The following is a 15,557-nucleotide window of genomic DNA, read 5'->3' on the forward strand; positions in this document are numbered from 1 at the left end:
CACATCACCGCCGCCGTCGACCTGCGCCAGGCCACCGGCGCGCCGATCTGGCTCCACCCCGCCGACCGGATGCTGTGGGACGCGATCCACCCCGACACCGCCCCCGACTCCGACCTCGCCGAGGGCACCGAGTTCCGCGTCGCCGGCACCACACTCACCGCGCTGCACACCCCGGGTCACTCGCCGGGCAGCACCTGCCTGCACGCCCCCGACCTGGCCACCGTCTTCACCGGCGACACCCTGTTCCACGGCGGCCCCGGCGCCACCGGGCGCTCCTACAGCGACAAGCCGACGATCGTGAACTCCATCCGGTCCAAGCTGCTGTCCCTGCACGGCGACACCGTCGTGCGAACCGGCCACGGCGACGACACGACCATCGCCGCGGAGGTGCCCGGTGTCCGTTGAGCGCCCCGGCGGGACCCGCGCACCGACGAGGGCGGGGCCACCACCCCCGGCTGACCAGCCGCCGACGCGGCGGAGCGCCCGCACCGCGTTGGAACGGGCGCTGAGAGCGGCCAGCTACGAGGTCCTGCCGCTGCGGGGCGCCGAGGAGTCGGTCGTCGAGCACGTCCCCCGCGCTGTGCCGCTCACCGTGACGGTGACCGAGGCCAAGGGCCTGGCACCCACGCTCGAGCTGGCGGAGCGGCTGGCCGGGCACGGGTTCACCGCGACGCCGCACCTGGCCGCCCGGCTCGTCCGGGACCCGGCCCACCTGGCCGACGTCGTCGCCCGCCTGCGCGCCGCCGGGGTGTCCGGCGTCTTCGTCGTCGGGGGCGACGCCGCCGAGCCCGCGGGGACGTTCCCCGACGCGCTGAGCCTGCTCGAGGCGCTGCAGACCACGGGTTCCCACTTCGAGACCGTGGGGATCGGCGGCTATCCCGAGGGGCACGGGCACATCGACCCGGAGCTCATCGAACGCGCCCTGGAGCGGAAGGCCCCGCACGCGACGCACGTGATCACGCAGCTGTGCTTCTCCGCCGCGACGACGGCCGCCTGGGCACGACAGGTCAGGCTGCGGGGGGTCGACCTGCCGATCCGGGTGGGTCTCCCCGGCGCGGTGACGCGGCAGAAGCTGGTGCGGATCTCGGCCGGGCTCGGGCTCGGCCAGTCCGCCCGGTTCCTGGCGAAGCAGCAGAGCATGTTCTGGCGCTTCTTCCTGCCCCACGGCTACCGGCCGGACCGCCTCGTGGACGGCCTCGCACCCACCCTCGACCGGCCCGAGCACCACCTGCAGGGCTTCCACTTCTTCACGTTCAACGAGGTGGCGCGGACGGAGGCGTGGCGGCGGGAGTGGCTGGCCCGGCTGTCCGACACGGGCACGCAGTAGCGGGGTGGGCAGCCGGAGAGGACGGCACCCGGCGGGCTCGATCCGCAGGACGGGGCGGTTCCGCTCCTCGCCCCGGCGGAGGGCGGGCGCCACCCGGCCGCCAACTCGTCGCTGCTCAGCGGGACGGAGGGCACCGTCCTCCTGGTCGACCCGTACCTCGGGGTCGGCCGGCGCGGTGGACTGCTCGCCGAAGACACCGCGGTGGTCGACCGCAGGGACGAGACGCTGCGCAGCCACGGACGCCGGCCGACGTCGTCGCCCACCGGCTGGTGTACCGGCTGCCGTTCGTCGAGGCCGTCGAACGGCGGACCGCTCCGCTGCACCTCGAACGAATCGCGCGCCACGGCCCGGTCGTCCCTGCCGGCGGCTGCTACGTCGCCGTGCGACCTGCTCGGCCCGGTCTCGTCCCACCGCGCGACCGCGGGGCAGGGAGGACGCGTCCTCCCGGCCCCGCGCGGTGGTCCTGCTTCAGTCCGACAGGCGCTGGGTCAGCCAGTGGTGGAACTCGCCGATGTGGTGCTCGGACGGGACGAGGACACCGCCGTTCGCGTAGGCCCGGGAGGACATGGCCGGCTGGGTCCGCTCGCAGGCCGCGAAGTCCTGCTCGTTGACCCGGTGGAACAGCTCCACCGACCGGGACACGTCCCTTCCCGACTCCACCACGTCACGGGTGTACAGCCAGTCGCACTCCACGATCGTCCGGTCGACCGACACCGGGAACATGCGGTGGAAGATCACGTGGTCGGGCACCAGGTTGACGAAGACCGTCGGCCGGACGGTGATGGCGTAGTAGCGGCGGTCGTGGTCCTCGTCGACGCCGGGGAGCTTGCCGAAGCCCTCGCTGCCGTCGACGGTGAAACCCTGGACGTCCTCACCGAACTCCGCGCCGTGCCCGACGAAGAACTGCGCGGCGTAGCCGTCGGCGAACTCCGGGAGCACCTCGGTGAGCTCGGGGTGGATCGTCGCGCAGTGGTAGCACTCCATGAAGTTCTCGATGATGAGCTTCCAGTTGGCCTGCACGTCGTAGGTGATGCGGCGGCCCACCGTGAGCGAGTCCAGCTCGTAGTTGTCGATGGAGTCCAGGCTCCCGAGGCGGTCGGCGATGGTGCCCATGACGTCGTCCTCGAAGGACGGGGGCTCATCGGCCAGGGAGACCCAGGCGTACCCGAGCCACTCCCGCAGGTGCACCGGCACCAGGCCGTACTGCACGCGGTCGATGTCGGGCATCTTGGTCAGGTTGGGGGCCGCGACCAGCTTGCCCGAGAGGTCGTAGGTCCAGGCGTGGTACGGGCACTGGAAGGCCCGCTTGACCTCACCGGAGTCCTCGGTGCAGATCTGCGCGCCGCGGTGCCGGCAGATGTTGAGGAAGGCCCGCAGCTGACCGTCGCGGCCGCGGACGACCAGCACGCTCTCCCGGCCGACCTGGACCTTCCGGAACTTGCCGGGGGTCGGCAGGTCGGCCGACCGCACCGCGCAGAACCACATGGTCTCGAAGACCCGGGTCTGCTCGAGGGCGAAGATGGCCGGGTCTGTGTAGTACTGGCCCGGCAGCGTGGAGATGAGGCTCGCGGGCAGGTCGGTGGTGGTCATACGGCACCTCGGGGGGTTCCATCCGGCGCTGGACAGGGACAGGCCGGGAGTCGGGCAACGCAGCTCTGTGTCGACGACGGTCGTCATCTGCCAGCCAGCTCAGGACGACCGAGGTGTTGCACATTACACAGCGCGTCGCGCTCTACGCAACAGTTGGCGCGTCCACACCTTCCCCGCTGCGGGGAGGAGCGCCGGCCCGGGCGGGACACCGTCGCGACCTGCACCGCAACCACGCAGTGGCGCGGGCGGCGCGGACGACGTGACGACGTGTGCACGTAGCGCGCTTCCGACGCCGTCCCGTTCGCGCTGTGCGCACGCAACGCGAAGGAGGGAGGCCGCGAAGGAAGGAGGCGTAGTGAGGCCGGCGCCGGGCCGACCACCGGCAGGACGCCCGCCGGGTCGGCAGGGGTCAGCGGGTCAGCGGGTCAGCGGGTCAGCCGAAGAAGCCCAGCCGCCGGCTCATCTCCTCGGCGGCCGACACCACCTGCCGGGCGAGCCTCGGGAAGTCCTCCACCCCCATGCGGAACGACGGCCCGGAGACGCTGAGCGCCGCCACCACGTCCCCGTCGGCGCCCCGGACGGGGGCGGCGACGGCGCTGAGCCCCACCTCGTACTCCTCGGCGGTGGCACCCCAGCCCTGTTCGACGATCAGGTCGAGGTGCTGCTGCAGCACCTCGGGATCGGTGATCGTCGCGGCGGTGAAGCGCGGCAGGTCGTGGGAGAGCACGCCCTTGCGGACGGCGTCGGGCGCGTGGGCCAGGAGCACCTTGCCGCTCGAGGTGGCGTGCAGGGGGGTGCTCTGTCCGACCCAGTTGTGCGTGCTGAGCGCCGCCGGTCCGCGGGCCTGGCTGACGTTCACCGCGCGGTCGCTGTCGAGGATGGCGATGTTGACCGTCTCCTCCAGATCGGCGGCCAGCGCCTCGCAGACCCGGCGCCCCTCCCGGGCGATGTCCAGCTGCGCGGCGGCGGCACCGGCCAGGCGCACGACCCCGAAGCCCAGCCGGTACTTGCCCCGGTCGGCCAGCTGCTCGACGAAGCCCCGGCTCTCCAGCACGGCGACCAGCCGGAAGGCCGTGGACTTGTGCACGCCCAGCTCGGCGGCCACCTCCGTGACGCCGGCCTCCCCTTGTGCCGCGAGGATCTCGAGGACGCTCAGCGCCCGGTCCACGGACTGGACCGCAGCGACCGAGCTCCGCTCCCCGTTCCCACCCTGCGGCCCACTCATGACCCCAGCGTAGGTCGCCGACCCCGCGGGTCGAGCCGTACCTCTTGACGCCACCACGCCGCCCGGTCATGCTTGTTGCGCTATCGGCACATCGTTGCGGAAGACGCAACGCCAGTCAGCCAGGAGCGTTCATGATCCCGGTCTGCCCCACGACCGCGCTGCCGCCCGGCGAGGCGACCCGCGTCGAGGCCGACGAGCCCATCGCGGTCTTCAACGTCGACGGCGAGTTCTACGCGATCGACGACACGTGCACCCACCAGGACGCCTCGCTGGCCGACGGCTGGCTCGACGGCTGCACGGTGGAGTGCCCCCTGCACGCCTCGTGCTTCGACCTGCGGACCGGCAAGGTCTCCGGCCCGCCGGCCAAGACACCGGTCCGCACGCACCAGGTCGTCGTCCAGGACGGCATGGTCTACGTGCAGGCGGGGACCACCGCGGACGGCATCGCGTGAGCTCCACGATCGCCGTGGTCGGGGCCTCCCTGGCCGGCCTCTCCGCTGCGCGCGCGCTCCGCGACCAGTCCTACGACGGCCGCATCGTCGTCATCGGCGACGAGGTGCACGCCCCCTACGACCGCCCGCCCCTGTCCAAGGAGTTCCTGGCCGGCACGGCCTCGCCGGAGGACATCGCCCTGGGCGCGCCCGACGACGAGGACCTCGGCCTCGAGTGGCGGCTGCAGACCACCGCGGTCGGGCTGGACCACCTCAGCCGCACGGTGCTGCTGCACGACGGCACCGAGGTCCGGGCCGACGGCGTCGTGCTCGCCACGGGCGCCCGCGCCCGGCGCCTCCCCGGCAGCGAGGGCCTCGACGGCGTGCACGTGCTGCGGTCGCTGGACGACGCGATCGCGCTGCGGGAGGACCTGGCCGCCGCCGGACGTCTCGTGGTGATCGGCGCCGGCTTCATCGGGGCGGAGGTCGCCGCCACGGCCCGCAAGCTGGGGCTGGAGGTCACCGTCGTCGAGACCCAGCCCGTCCCGCTCGCCGGCCCGCTGGGTGCCGACATGGGCGCGGTCTGCGCCGGGTTGCACGCCGACCACGGCACCCGGCTGCTGACCGGTACCGGGGTCGCCCGGCTCCTCGGCACCGGCCGGGTCGAGGCCGTCGAGCTCACCGACGGCACGCGGCTGCCCGCCGACGTGGTGGTCGTGGGGATCGGCGCCACACCGAACATCGAGTGGCTCGCCCACTCCGGCGTGGCCCTCGGCAACGGCGTCCTCACCGACGCGCGCGGCGCCACCAACACCCCGGGCGTGGTCGCGGTCGGCGACTGCGCCGCGGCGTGGTCGGCCACTGCCGAGCGGCACGTCCGCATCGAGCACTGGACCAACGCGCTCGAGCAGCCGGCCACCGCGGTCGCCACCCTCCTGGGCGCCGGGGGCCCGGTGCCGACGCCCGTGCCCTACTTCTGGTCCGACCAGTACGGGGCCCGCATCCAGTTCGCGGGGTCGCGCCGCGAGGGCGACGTCGCCCGCGTGGTGGAGGGCAGCTGCGACGACCGCAGTTTCCTGGTGGTCTACGAGCGCGACGGACAGCCCGTCGCCGTCCTCGGCATGAACCAGCCCCGGCTGTTCACCCGCTGGCGCCGGCAGCTGCGCGCAGCCGTGCCGACCGCCTCCTGACCGCCGACCGGGCCCGACCGCCCAGCGCCCCGGTTCCCGACCCCGGACCGCCGTCGCCCTGCTGACGGCGGTCCGTGCACCCACCCAGCCGGCCCCGGCCACCGAGCCCTGCCCGCCACGGCGAGACGTGCGCGGGCAGGGCTCGCCGTGCTCCCCGGGACGGCGTCCACGGGAGTGGCCGCTCCCCTGCGCCGCCGGCCACGGGCGAGCGACCGGCCGACGACCCGAGGCCCCGGGGCCGCGGTGTCCGCGCCCGAGCCGGCCCGGGACGTCCGGCGTCTTCGACGCGGCACACGCGGCGCGGCGTCGCCCTCAGGTGCACCTGGCCGGCCCCGCGGCCTCCCGGGGACCCGCCGTCGGGACCCGCGCCGTCCGGACGATGGACAGCTCGCGGGCGCTCCCTCGGGACGGCTGACCGCGTCGCACACCGCGCGGCGCCACGACCTGGCCGCGCCGGCCCCACCGGGCCCGGGTACGTGCACAGCCCCGGGACACGGCGGAGCCTCCCGGCACCGGGAGCCGCAGACAGCAGCTCCGGTGCCGGGAGGGCTCTCCCCGCCGGCCGGCCCCTGCAGGTCCCCGCCGCGAACCTGAGAGCGGGGCAGGGGGTCCACTCAGTCGCGCGGGTCCCGCGGGCGGCCGAGCACCTCCGCCCTGGACGGGCTCTGCGCAGGGACGGCCCCGGTCCCCTCCGGCACCACGAAGTTGCCGTTGGGGCTGACCGACGGCTGACCACCCGCCTCCGGGGACAGCCGCTCCAGCGCGGCGTCTGGTGACGCCGGGCTCGGGGTCCTCTCCACGACGAGGACGAAGTCGTCGCCGTGGCGGGTGATGCCGTCGACGACGGCCTGCTCGATCGCCAGGGCGGCGTAGTTGCCGCGCAGGACGAGCGGGTCGCGGCGGAGGTCCTTGACCAGGCTCACGGCCATCGCCGTCATGACCAGCGCGAACGGCAGTGCCGCGATGATCGTCAGGTTCTGCAGCCCCGTCAGGGCCGCACCCTCCTCACCCAGGAGCAGCATGATGGCCGCGACGGAGCCCATCACCACGCCCCAGAAGACGACGACCCAACGGCTGGGCTCCAGGGTGCCGCGCTGCGAGAGCGACCCCATGACGATCGAGGCCGCGTCCGCACCGGACACGAAGAAGATCGCCACGAGGACCATCACGAGCACGGTCGCGGCGGTGGCCAGAGGGTACTGGTCCAGGACGGCGAAGAGCTGCCCCTCCGTGGTGCCCTGGCCGGCGACGTCGAGGCCGTCGCGCTGCGCGGCGATCCCGGCGCCGCCGAACACGGCGAACCACAGCAGACTGACCAGGCTGGGGACGAGCAGTACGCCCGTGACGAACTGGCGGATGGTCCGGCCGCGGCTGATCCGGGCGATGAACAGGCCGACGAACGGCGTCCAGCTGATCCACCAGGCCCAGTAGAAGACCGTCCAGCCACGCAGCCAGGTGGCCATCGGGTCGCCTCCGGTCGCCTCCGTGCGCGCGGCCATCTCACCGAGGTCGGAGAAGTAGCTGCCCAACGCGTCGGGCAGCAGGTTGAGGATGAAGATCGTCGGGCCGACGAGGAAGACGAACACCGCGAGCAGCAGAGCCAGGACCATGTTGGTGTTGGACAGCCACTGGATCCCACGCTCGATGCCGGAGACGGCCGAGGCGACGAACGCGGCGGTCAGGATCGCGATGATCGCGACCAGGACGCCGTTGCCGACGTTCCCCGCCCAGCCGAGGATCTCGACCCCGCTGCCGATCTGCAGGGCACCCAGGCCGAGGGAGGCCGCCGATCCGAACAGCGTCGCGAAGATGGCCAGGACGTCGATGACCCGGCCGGCCGGGCCGGCGGCCCGCCGCTCGCCGAGCAGGGGGACGAAGACGGAGCTGATCAGCTGACGGCGGCCCCGCCGGAAGGTGCCGTAGGCGATCGCCAGCCCGACGACGGCGTACATCGCCCACGGGTGCAGCGTCCAGTGGAACAGCGTGGTCGCCATCGCCGTCTCGATGGCCTGGGAGGACTCGGCCTCGACCGTCAGCGGCGGTGGGGAGGCGTAGTGCGACAGCGGCTCGGCGACCCCGTAGAACATCAGCCCGATGCCCATACCGGCGCTGAACATCATCGCGATCCACGAGATGGTGCGGAACTCCGGCCGCTCGTCGTCCCGACCCAGCGGAATGCGCCCGTACTTGCCGGCCGCCAGCCAGATGACGAAGATCACCAACGTCGACGCCAGCAGTACGAACAGCCAGCCGAGATTGCCGGTGACCCAGCCGAGGACCGAACCACTCACGGTGCCCAGGCCCGTGGGAGTCACGAAGCCCCAGACCACGAAGCCCAGCGCCATGACCGCGGCGACGGCGAACAGCACCCGGTCCACGGCCCAGTGCCGGTCGGCGACGCAGGGGGGCGGTTCCGCGATGGCCGGGTGTGTCCCGGTCACGGACACATCCGCGGTGCGGACCGGTCTCTCGCCTCCCGGGGCCGCACCGACGGGCGTCGGGTCAGCCCCGACGGCGTCCGACGGGCCGGGTTGGCGGGAGGGCGAGCCGTGCTTGCTGCGCCGTTGCTCCATGACACTCCCCTATCGTGTTGCGTCATCTGAGACGGACTTCGCATGAGGGAACCAGAGGGCTTGGCCTAGGACAAGAGTCCTCCGTGATTCTCCGCACAGTCTCGCCCTGACACGACCACCGTCACAGAGCGGAACGAGGCAGACGGCCGGTCACCGGCAGCGCCGAACACACCTCAGGGCCGACGACTCCGGTGGACCGTGGTCGTCATCCGCTGAACGGACGACGAGGGGCTGGTCGCCTCCACCACCGCGAACTGGGCTCCTCCCCCTGGGGATCCGCTGGCCTGGCCGCCACGGTCCTGCGCGCCGCCAGGAGAGGAACACGGCAGAGAGGTCAGGACGGTGACCGGGTCTCCTCGCGGCGTCCACCTCGCGCAGGCGCTGTCGACCGTCCCCGGTGTGCCCGGGCTCCCTGTATCGAGGCTCCAGTTCCTCGCCGGTCAGGCTCCAGCTCGGTTGGGGCAGGATCGCGCGGACTTGCCGGCCCGGACGTCGAAGGAGCTCGCGGAGGCCGGGCGGGCCAAGAACCGCGCCGACGAGCGACTTCTCCACCTGGAGAACGACCGGAGCCGGGTCGACGGAGTGGCACCTACCAGGGGTCCCGCAGCGGGGAGGACCTGCTGCGGTCGACCGCGTACCCAATCTGCGCGAAGACCTCGAGCAGGGCCGGGCCGCCGCTCGGCGCATCCGGTGGGAATCAGCCCGCTGCCGGCCAACTCCCTCGTCTGAGCCGCTCGACGTCGACAGGAGCATCGCCTGTCTCCGCACGTTGCCGAACACCGTGCTGGGCAGTCCCGAGGGGCCGCGCTCCGAGCTCGGACCGCTTTCTTGCTTCCGCCGCGATGACGACGCCACAGCCGTCCGGCAGCTGCTGCAGACCTACGAGTCCCCGAGCCGACACCCCTCATGCCCCGGGGCGGCGAATGCCGCTCATCTCCCAGGGGCGGCGGGGCGGGCACTGGAGTCGAGCCGATGCGGGCGATCCGGGCGATGGTCCTCGGCCTACCCGTCGGCACCCCGTCGGTCGGAGGCAGCGGGCTCAGTTGCCGGCGGCCCGGAACTGCTCCACGACGTCTGCCTTGATGCGCCCGCGGGCGTTGACCTCGATGCCTTGCCCGGCCGCCCATGCGCGCACCGCGGCCGGGTCGTATCCGGCGTAGGCGGGCTTCGCCGTTTGCGCGCTCCGGCGTCCACCGCCGGTCACCTTCCGCGCAGCGTCAACGTACCGAGAAAGTCCTTCCCGCATCTCTGCTGCGTTCTCATCAGAAAGGTCGATCTCGTACTCGGTCTTGTCCAGAGCGAACTCCACGGTCGTGTCGGCCGGGTCGCCGGTGAGGTCATCGACCAGGACGACCTGGGTCTTGGTAGCCATGGAGCAAAGACATCAAAGGCGCAGAAGGGTTGTCAACCGAATGGGACCCCCGCAAGGGGTGGGAGGGAGCAGACCTCGGCGACGTTCGTCGTCAACGGAGGTGCGCAACGGTCGGCCTGAAAAGGCGACGGCTCATGACCTGGCAGGCGCACGCCGATCGCGGTTGTCGCTCACTGGCGTGGACTGACGGCCCATGCGGGTTCGCCGCCGCGTCCTCAGTCGCCGTGGGTTGCCCCGGGGCCGGCCTGTCACCTCTCCCCGGAAGTCGTCGTGGCACGCGCCTGCACCATGTTCCGGACATCGACGACCCAACGGACTGGTCGGCTGGGACATCCCTTTCCAGCCCCGGGGCGGCGCGGAAGTGGGGCCGGAATCCCCCTGGGACACCGAAGGCTGACGGACCTCCCCGTGGTGTGCGGAGCGCATGACGCTGGCTCCCACACTGCCAGGCCGTCAGGATTGCGTCCGTGGCGGTCCACCCCCGTTCCGTGACCCCTCTGAGCAGTTCCTGCGGTCAGTGACGGCCGTGCGCGAATCACGGCGAACAAGGTCGATCGCAACCACAACTGCCGCCACGCCGGCGAGCTGCTGACCAGAGTTCCTACTCGACCGACCGAGACGCCCTGTCGGTGAAAGCGTGCGCAGCAGGGTCTCGGCGGGGCGCCCGCTCGACGGGCGAGTACCGGGCACCGGGCCGCAGCAGCGGATCGCTGTGTGCACATGGAAGGGGCCACAGCACGCATCGATGGTCACGGGCCCGCCAGGCCGCCGCGACAGCCGTCGTCCCGTTGCAGCACTTCGGCAGCGTCGCGGTCGACTTCCACACAGCGGGCGCGACGGTGCATGCTCGGCCGATGACGGGCCTGGGCAGCGATCGGGCGGCTGCCCGCACCACGGACGGCGTCCCCGCTCCGCGCACCCCTGCCGCGACCGCTCGGCGGCGGGGCGCCTGGCGCCGGCTGCTCGGGCGCACGCTGGGCAACGCCTGGGACGACGACATCTTCAGCGAGTCGGCGGCCGCCGCGTTCTGGCAGACGCTGTCGCTGCCACCCCTGCTGCTGGGACTCTTCGGGGTTCTGGGCTACGTCGGTGGGGCATTTGGACCCGACACGGTCGCGGCGGTCCAGCAGTGGATCATCGAGGTCACCGGCGGGGTGTTCAGCCGCAACGCCCTCGACGAGATCATCGCCCCGACCGTGACCGACATCCTCAGCACGGCACGTGCGGAGGTCGTCTCGGTCGGGTTCGTCCTCTCGCTGTGGTCAGGATCGTCGGCCATGGCCTCCTTCGTCGACGCCATCACCCGGGCATGGGACCAGTACGAGGTGCGCAACCTCATCTGGCAACGGGCCCTGTCGATGCTCATGTACGTCGTCGGCCTGGGCACCGGGATCATCGCCCTGCCGCTGCTCGCGTTCGGGCCGGAGCGGATACTGCCCCTGCTGCCCGACTTCTCCGAGCCCGCGGTAGGCATGCTCGTCGACACGCTCTACTACCCGGTGATCGGCCTCGTTCTGTTGCTGGCGCTCACGACGCTGTACAAGGTGGCGCTGCCGCTCAAGCCGCCGTGGTACCGCGGGCTGCCCGGGGCGCTGCTCGCGGCGGTGGTCTTCCTCGCCGGGTCGACCGGACTGCGGGTCTACCTCGACTGGTTGACTGCAACCGGCTACACCTACGGCGCGCTGGCGGCGCCCATCGCGTTCCTGCTGGCCACCTTCTTCATCGCGTTCGCCATCATCCTGGGCGCGCACCTGAACGCCGCCGTCCAGCGGCTGTGGCCGGTGCCGCTTCGTGACCGCCGGCGCCGGCTCGAGAAGTCCGGCCCGGGGACACCGCAGCTGCGGCGAATCGTGCGGGAGCACCCGGAGGCCGCCGCCTCGGTGCTCGAGCAGCTCGCCTACACGGTCGAACGTCCGGCACGGTCGCGGCAGCAGGACCGGACAGCTCAGTCCTGAGGGCGAGCGGGCGCCGACTGGGCCGCGCCCTGCAGGCGACGCCGGATGCGCTACAGCCCGCGGCGGTGCAGCAGGTAGCCGAGGGCGGAAACGGCCGGCACGAGGGTCGCGGGGACCAGGTTGAGCGGCACGCCGGCCACGCGCGGCAGGTGCCCGGGCTCGTCCTCGACCGCGGTGCCGGGCGTGGCCAGCGCGCCGAAGAACGGCGCCCACGCCACCGCCGGCAGCAGCGCAGCGGTCTTGACCGCCAGCTCCCGCTCGGCGGGAGAGGACGCCGGTCGCCACAGCAGCCACAGAGCGAGCAGTTGCGCGCCGGCGACCGTGCCCCAGCCGGCGGCGTCGTGGAACCGGGCGTGAGGCGGCCAGTCCGGGTTGAACACATGGGTGGCGTTCAGGTCCGCGCGCGCCGTGCCCACGATCGTGCCGACCGCGGCGCCGGTCAGCACCAGCCGACTCGTCCTCATCGCTCCTCCTCCCTGCGCGTCGCCACCCCGGGCGGAGGCTGCCGGCGCGGCCTGCGGTGCTGCCTTCATCGTGGCCCATCCCGGGCGGGCGACGACGCGGGCCGGCTGCCGGTGCCGCGCCCTGCGGACGAGCGACGCCCCTGCTGCCTCAGCGTCGGCTCGGCCAGCCCGGGAAACCAGGAGGCGGGGCGGACCCGCACGCAGATGCGGACTGGTGAGACGCGCACACCTCCTCGACGAGACGGTGAGCCAACGTCGGTACGCCGGGGGACGGGGCGGCGTGATCGGTCAGCGTCGACTCCTTCGCTCGACGGCTACTCCTGGACCGACCGCGAACTCGGCGGCTCTGCCGGACCTTCCGGCCCGGTGCATGCTGCCCGCGGCACACCGCGCGGGTAGCCGGGCCCTCGGCGCAGCGCCTCCGCCAGGCGCTTCCTCGTCCCGCATGGGCGGAGCGGACGTAGCGGCTGACCCTTCAGTCGCCGGGCACCCTGAACTCCCTCAGCGTCGCCACGCCCGGCCCGACGGCGGCGAACGGCACGGCGAGGTCGAACACCGCCGCACCCCCGGCCGGGAACCCGGACTCGACGCCACGTCGCGCCACCGGGTCGCTCCGACCGTCGTCGAGGACGCCCGCCAGTTCACCGATCGACGGGTTGTGCCCGACGACGGCCACCGACAGCACGTCCTCCGGGGTCTCCCGGATCGCCGCGAGCAGCGCATCGACGGTGTTGTCGCCGATCCGTGCGTCGCCGATCGGCTGCACTTCCGAGGGCAGTGCGGCGCCGGCGTGCTCCCAGGTCTGTACCGCGCGGCGGGCCGGGGACACCAGCACCCGGTCCGGCACCAGACCGGCGTGCTCCAGCCAGGCCCCGAGCGCCGCGGCCTGCTGCACGCCTTCGGCAGTCAGTGGCCGCTCCAGGTCGACCGGGCCGCCGGCGGCCCTGGCATGGCGGATCAGCAGAAGTCGATGCGGCCGCACCGGCCGAGTCTGGCACCCATCCGCGCGTTGCTCAGCCGGTGACATGGCGCCGTGCATCAGAGCCTCGGGCGCAGCGCGCGGCCGTCCGGCGTCCACCGACACTGCGATGCCGAGGATCGACGCGAGCCACTGCTCACAGCCGCGTCTGCGGTGCGGAGTTCTCGGACCGCTGCTTCAGGCCGGCGGCCTCCATCTCCACGTAGCGACGCGTGAGGCCGCCGTAGAGACGTCCCACCAACCGCCCGAGGACACCCGCCTGGTCGATGGACAGGGTCGCCCGTGACCCCTCGGCGGTTCCGACGACGCGGTGCGACGCGCGGGTGTGCACCCCGGGGCCGGTGGCGGTCCAGGTGAACCGCTCCCCCTCGACGAGATCCGAGACGGTCCACACCGTGGCGGGCAGCCGCGGCTGCTTGATGCGGACACGGGAGCCAACCTGCAGCGGGTCCGGGCTCAACGGGCGTACCGAGGTGATCGACGCCGTCCACGCCGGCCAGGACTCCACGTCGGAAAGGACCGCCCACACGACCTCCGGGGGCGCGCTGATGTCGACCCTGACCTCTACCCGCATGACCGCTTCTCCGTGCTGTGAGAACGGGGAGCTGAGGACGGGTCACCGTCGCGCCCGCTGCGCCTCCCCCGACGAGTCTCGGCTCCCCCGCGTGGACGAAGGACATCTCTTGGCGGCCAATATGTCGCCCGCGGGTGCTCCCCGCACCAGTTCTGCTACGCCGACGTCCTGCTCGAGATGGTCCACCGCTGACGGCCGGCCGCACCGGCAGCAGCTGAGGACGGCCGGCGCCCGTCCAGGCCCCCCGGCGGCCGGCCAATGAGGCGGCTTCGCGTCCGCTGGCGTCGGGTCTCGGCGTACGAGGGGTAATGGGTGTAGCACTGTCGCGTGAGCGGTCGTGGGACCGATTTCTTCACCAGTCACGCCGGCCGGGACACCGGCTGGGCGGAGTGGCTGCCTGGCAGCTGCAAGACGCCGGGTACAGCGTCGAGCTGGATGTGTGGGACTGGGCGCCGGGTGAGGACTTCGTGACCCGGATGGAGGCGGCCCTGGAGCGCGCGGACCGGCTGCTAGCGGTGTGCAGCAAGGCGCATCGGCGCTCGACCTGCTGGCCCTCGTGCGACCCCTCCATCCTCCGGTCACATTGGCAAGGTCACCGTCGTTCATGCTGATGTTCCCACGCGGCCGCGCCTCACGGTCCGACTTGACCTGTCAGTTCCCTTGACCCGAACAGGGCCAGGGCGGATCGTCGGCCCGTCGAGAGTCGTCGTCCTCACCTACCCCAGCCAGTAGGGCCCGCCGGATCCTTGTCTCGGTGGCTGGCCCCACCTCCCCGTAAGGGCGCCCCACCATGAGCACTGAGCAGCAATCCCCCGACACCTGGACCGAGCATCAAGCCACGACGAAGCGGACCTCGGAGGCCCTTGCCGAGAGGGCGGAGGAGCGCGCCGACATCGAGGAGGACCGGCATCGGCAGCAGGAATTGGACGATGCGGAGATGGGCGGGGAATCCTGAACGCAATGCCGTCACCCTCCCCGGCTGTCAACCAAGGTCACCAGAGATCGGGGTAGTCGTGCGCAGGTAGGCGTGGCCGACGGTGGCCTGACGTCGTGGAGTAGAACGCCGCACGAAAATGTTTCCGTCGCAGGCCTGGCAGAATATGAATTTCACAGAGAACAACCACCAGCGTGCTCTGACGGGAGGAACCACCACGGGTCCTGATTCTTGACGGTCCGGCTACCATGCACCATGGTAGAGATACGGCACACATACTGTGACCAGTGTGGACATAAATCAGGCTTCACAAGATTCTGTCCTCAATGTGGCACGCCCGGAACCGATCGTCCGTACACCCCGACTGCGCTACGACCCGGCTACTGCCCCGGCTGCGGCGAAGAATATTCGACCGCGACGTCCAAGTACTGCTCCGTGTGTGGCGTGGCACGTTCAGGGAATGCTCAGGACAACACAGAACCTTACTGCTGCAGTTGTGGAAGCCAAATAGCAACTGCCTCGTCCGAGTACTGCTCCCACTGCGGGGGCAAGGTGCTCTATCGGTGACTGACCCTTTCCAGCCGGCGGTCCCGACGACGCGGTGAGACGCGCGGGGTGTTCACCCCGGGGCCGGTGGAGGTCCAGGTGAACCGCTCCTCCTCGACGAGATCCGAGACGGTCCACACCGTGGCGGGCAACCGCGGCCACTTGATGCGGACACGGGAGCCAACCTGCAACGGGTCCGGGCTTGACGGGCGTACCGAGGTGATCGACGCCGTCCACGCCGGCCAGGACTCCACGTCGGAAAGGACCGCCCACACGACCTCCGGTGGCCGCCGGAGGATTCGGGGCTCTTCGCAGTTGAGGGTGTAGATGGGGCTGGCGCGTCGGTCCCGGGATAGACGTCGAGGCCTTCCGAGGATGGAAGTTCTCACACTGCCCA

Annotated in this window: 15 protein-coding genes; 7 read left to right on the forward strand and 8 right to left on the reverse strand. The window is 72.0% G+C overall.

Translation table 11 applies throughout. The features are described 5' to 3' along the window. Positions 1–405, forward strand: a 405-nt coding sequence (locus tag BUB17_RS25760; protein ID WP_083606580.1) for an MBL fold metallo-hydrolase, incomplete at its 5' end; no start/stop codon positions are given. A gap of 88 nt (positions 406–493) precedes the next feature. Next, positions 494–1,327, forward strand: coding sequence for a methylenetetrahydrofolate reductase (locus BUB17_RS24030; RefSeq protein ID WP_244277463.1), 834 nt, complete (start codon positions 494–496; stop codon positions 1,325–1,327). Positions 1,328–1,795: 468 nt separating this feature from the next. Here BUB17_RS24030 and BUB17_RS24035 read toward each other — a convergent pair whose 3' ends face one another. Then, the gene (locus tag BUB17_RS24035; RefSeq protein ID WP_072921170.1) at positions 1,796–2,917 is read right to left on the reverse strand and encodes an aromatic ring-hydroxylating oxygenase subunit alpha; all 1,122 of its coding nucleotides are present in this window, start codon (positions 2,915–2,917) and stop codon (positions 1,796–1,798) included. 433 nt (positions 2,918–3,350) lie between these two features. After that, positions 3,351–4,142 carry an IclR family transcriptional regulator gene (locus tag BUB17_RS24040; RefSeq protein WP_072921171.1) on the reverse strand — a complete coding sequence of 264 codons (792 nt, stop codon included), beginning with the start codon at positions 4,140–4,142 and terminating at the stop codon, positions 3,351–3,353. A 131-nt stretch (positions 4,143–4,273) separates the two neighbouring features. Here BUB17_RS24040 and BUB17_RS24045 point away from each other — a divergent pair, with 131 nt between their 5' ends. After that, positions 4,274–4,594, forward strand: coding sequence for a bifunctional 3-phenylpropionate/cinnamic acid dioxygenase ferredoxin subunit (locus BUB17_RS24045; protein WP_072921172.1), 321 nt, complete (start codon positions 4,274–4,276; stop codon positions 4,592–4,594). Further along, entirely contained in the window at positions 4,591–5,763 is a 1,173-nt protein-coding gene (locus BUB17_RS24050; protein WP_072921173.1) for an NAD(P)/FAD-dependent oxidoreductase, read from the forward strand. Before BUB17_RS24045 ends, BUB17_RS24050 begins: the two co-directional genes overlap by 4 nt. Before the next feature lie 614 nt (positions 5,764–6,377). On the opposite strand, the gene BUB17_RS24055 is transcribed toward BUB17_RS24050, so the two are convergent. Beyond that, on the reverse strand, positions 6,378–8,204 hold the full coding sequence (locus tag BUB17_RS24055) for a BCCT family transporter (protein ID WP_072921175.1): 1,827 nt from the start codon (positions 8,202–8,204) through the stop codon (positions 6,378–6,380). Between the two features lie 1,171 nt (positions 8,205–9,375). Then, positions 9,376–9,708, reverse strand: a complete 333-nt coding sequence (locus BUB17_RS24060) for a histone-like nucleoid-structuring protein Lsr2 (protein WP_072921176.1) — start codon at positions 9,706–9,708, stop codon at positions 9,376–9,378. Between the two features lie 854 nt (positions 9,709–10,562). Here BUB17_RS24060 and BUB17_RS24065 point away from each other — a divergent pair. Next, the gene (locus tag BUB17_RS24065) at positions 10,563–11,663 is read left to right on the forward strand and encodes a YihY/virulence factor BrkB family protein (RefSeq protein WP_072921186.1); all 1,101 of its coding nucleotides are present in this window, start codon (positions 10,563–10,565) and stop codon (positions 11,661–11,663) included. Positions 11,664–11,713: 50 nt separating this feature from the next. Here BUB17_RS24065 and BUB17_RS24070 read toward each other — a convergent pair whose 3' ends face one another. The 3 genes from BUB17_RS24070 to BUB17_RS24080 all read right to left on the reverse strand — a co-directional run bounded on the left by BUB17_RS24070 (position 11,714) and on the right by BUB17_RS24080 (position 13,680). Beyond that, the gene (locus tag BUB17_RS24070) at positions 11,714–12,127 is read right to left on the reverse strand and encodes a DUF6640 family protein (RefSeq protein WP_072921178.1); all 414 of its coding nucleotides are present in this window, start codon (positions 12,125–12,127) and stop codon (positions 11,714–11,716) included. A gap of 475 nt (positions 12,128–12,602) precedes the next feature. Then, on the reverse strand, positions 12,603–13,109 hold the full coding sequence (locus BUB17_RS24075; RefSeq protein ID WP_244277464.1) for a SixA phosphatase family protein: 507 nt from the start codon (positions 13,107–13,109) through the stop codon (positions 12,603–12,605). A gap of 133 nt (positions 13,110–13,242) precedes the next feature. Next, complete coding sequence (locus BUB17_RS24080) at positions 13,243–13,680, reverse strand: SRPBCC family protein (protein ID WP_072921179.1); 438 nt, start codon at positions 13,678–13,680, stop codon at positions 13,243–13,245. Between the two features lie 308 nt (positions 13,681–13,988). Between BUB17_RS24080 and BUB17_RS24085 the strand changes: the two genes are divergently transcribed. Continuing rightward, positions 13,989–14,291, forward strand: coding sequence for a toll/interleukin-1 receptor domain-containing protein (locus BUB17_RS24085; protein WP_244277465.1), 303 nt, complete (start codon positions 13,989–13,991; stop codon positions 14,289–14,291). Between the two features lie 179 nt (positions 14,292–14,470). After that, complete coding sequence (locus BUB17_RS27215) at positions 14,471–14,635, forward strand: hypothetical protein (RefSeq protein WP_175561476.1); 165 nt, start codon at positions 14,471–14,473, stop codon at positions 14,633–14,635. 536 nt (positions 14,636–15,171) lie between these two features. Here the strand turns inward: BUB17_RS27215 and BUB17_RS28660 are convergent. After that, complete coding sequence (locus tag BUB17_RS28660; protein WP_083606583.1) at positions 15,172–15,549, reverse strand: SRPBCC family protein; 378 nt, start codon at positions 15,547–15,549, stop codon at positions 15,172–15,174. Positions 15,550–15,557: the final 8 nt, after the last annotated feature.

It is taken from the genome of Geodermatophilus obscurus (genome assembly GCF_900143215.1).
In the GTDB taxonomy this organism is placed as follows: domain Bacteria; phylum Actinomycetota; class Actinomycetes; order Mycobacteriales; family Geodermatophilaceae; genus Geodermatophilus; species Geodermatophilus obscurus_A.

Coding starts and splice junctions, on each gene's coding strand:
- BUB17_RS24035 (WP_072921170.1), bottom strand. CDS start 2,917: ATGACCACCACCGACCTGCCCGCGAGCCTCATCTCCACGCTGCCGGGC.
- BUB17_RS24040 (WP_072921171.1), bottom strand. CDS start 4,142: ATGAGTGGGCCGCAGGGTGGGAACGGGGAGCGGAGCTCGGTCGCTGCG.
- BUB17_RS24045 (WP_072921172.1), top strand. CDS start 4,274: ATGATCCCGGTCTGCCCCACGACCGCGCTGCCGCCCGGCGAGGCGACC.
- BUB17_RS24060 (WP_072921176.1), bottom strand. CDS start 9,708: ATGGCTACCAAGACCCAGGTCGTCCTGGTCGATGACCTCACCGGCGAC.
- BUB17_RS24065 (WP_072921186.1), top strand. CDS start 10,563: ATGACGGGCCTGGGCAGCGATCGGGCGGCTGCCCGCACCACGGACGGC.
- BUB17_RS24070 (WP_072921178.1), bottom strand. CDS start 12,127: ATGAGGACGAGTCGGCTGGTGCTGACCGGCGCCGCGGTCGGCACGATC.
- BUB17_RS24080 (WP_072921179.1), bottom strand. CDS start 13,680: ATGCGGGTAGAGGTCAGGGTCGACATCAGCGCGCCCCCGGAGGTCGTG.
- BUB17_RS24085 (WP_244277465.1), top strand. CDS start 13,989: ATGGGTGTAGCACTGTCGCGTGAGCGGTCGTGGGACCGATTTCTTCAC.
- BUB17_RS27215 (WP_175561476.1), top strand. CDS start 14,471: ATGAGCACTGAGCAGCAATCCCCCGACACCTGGACCGAGCATCAAGCC.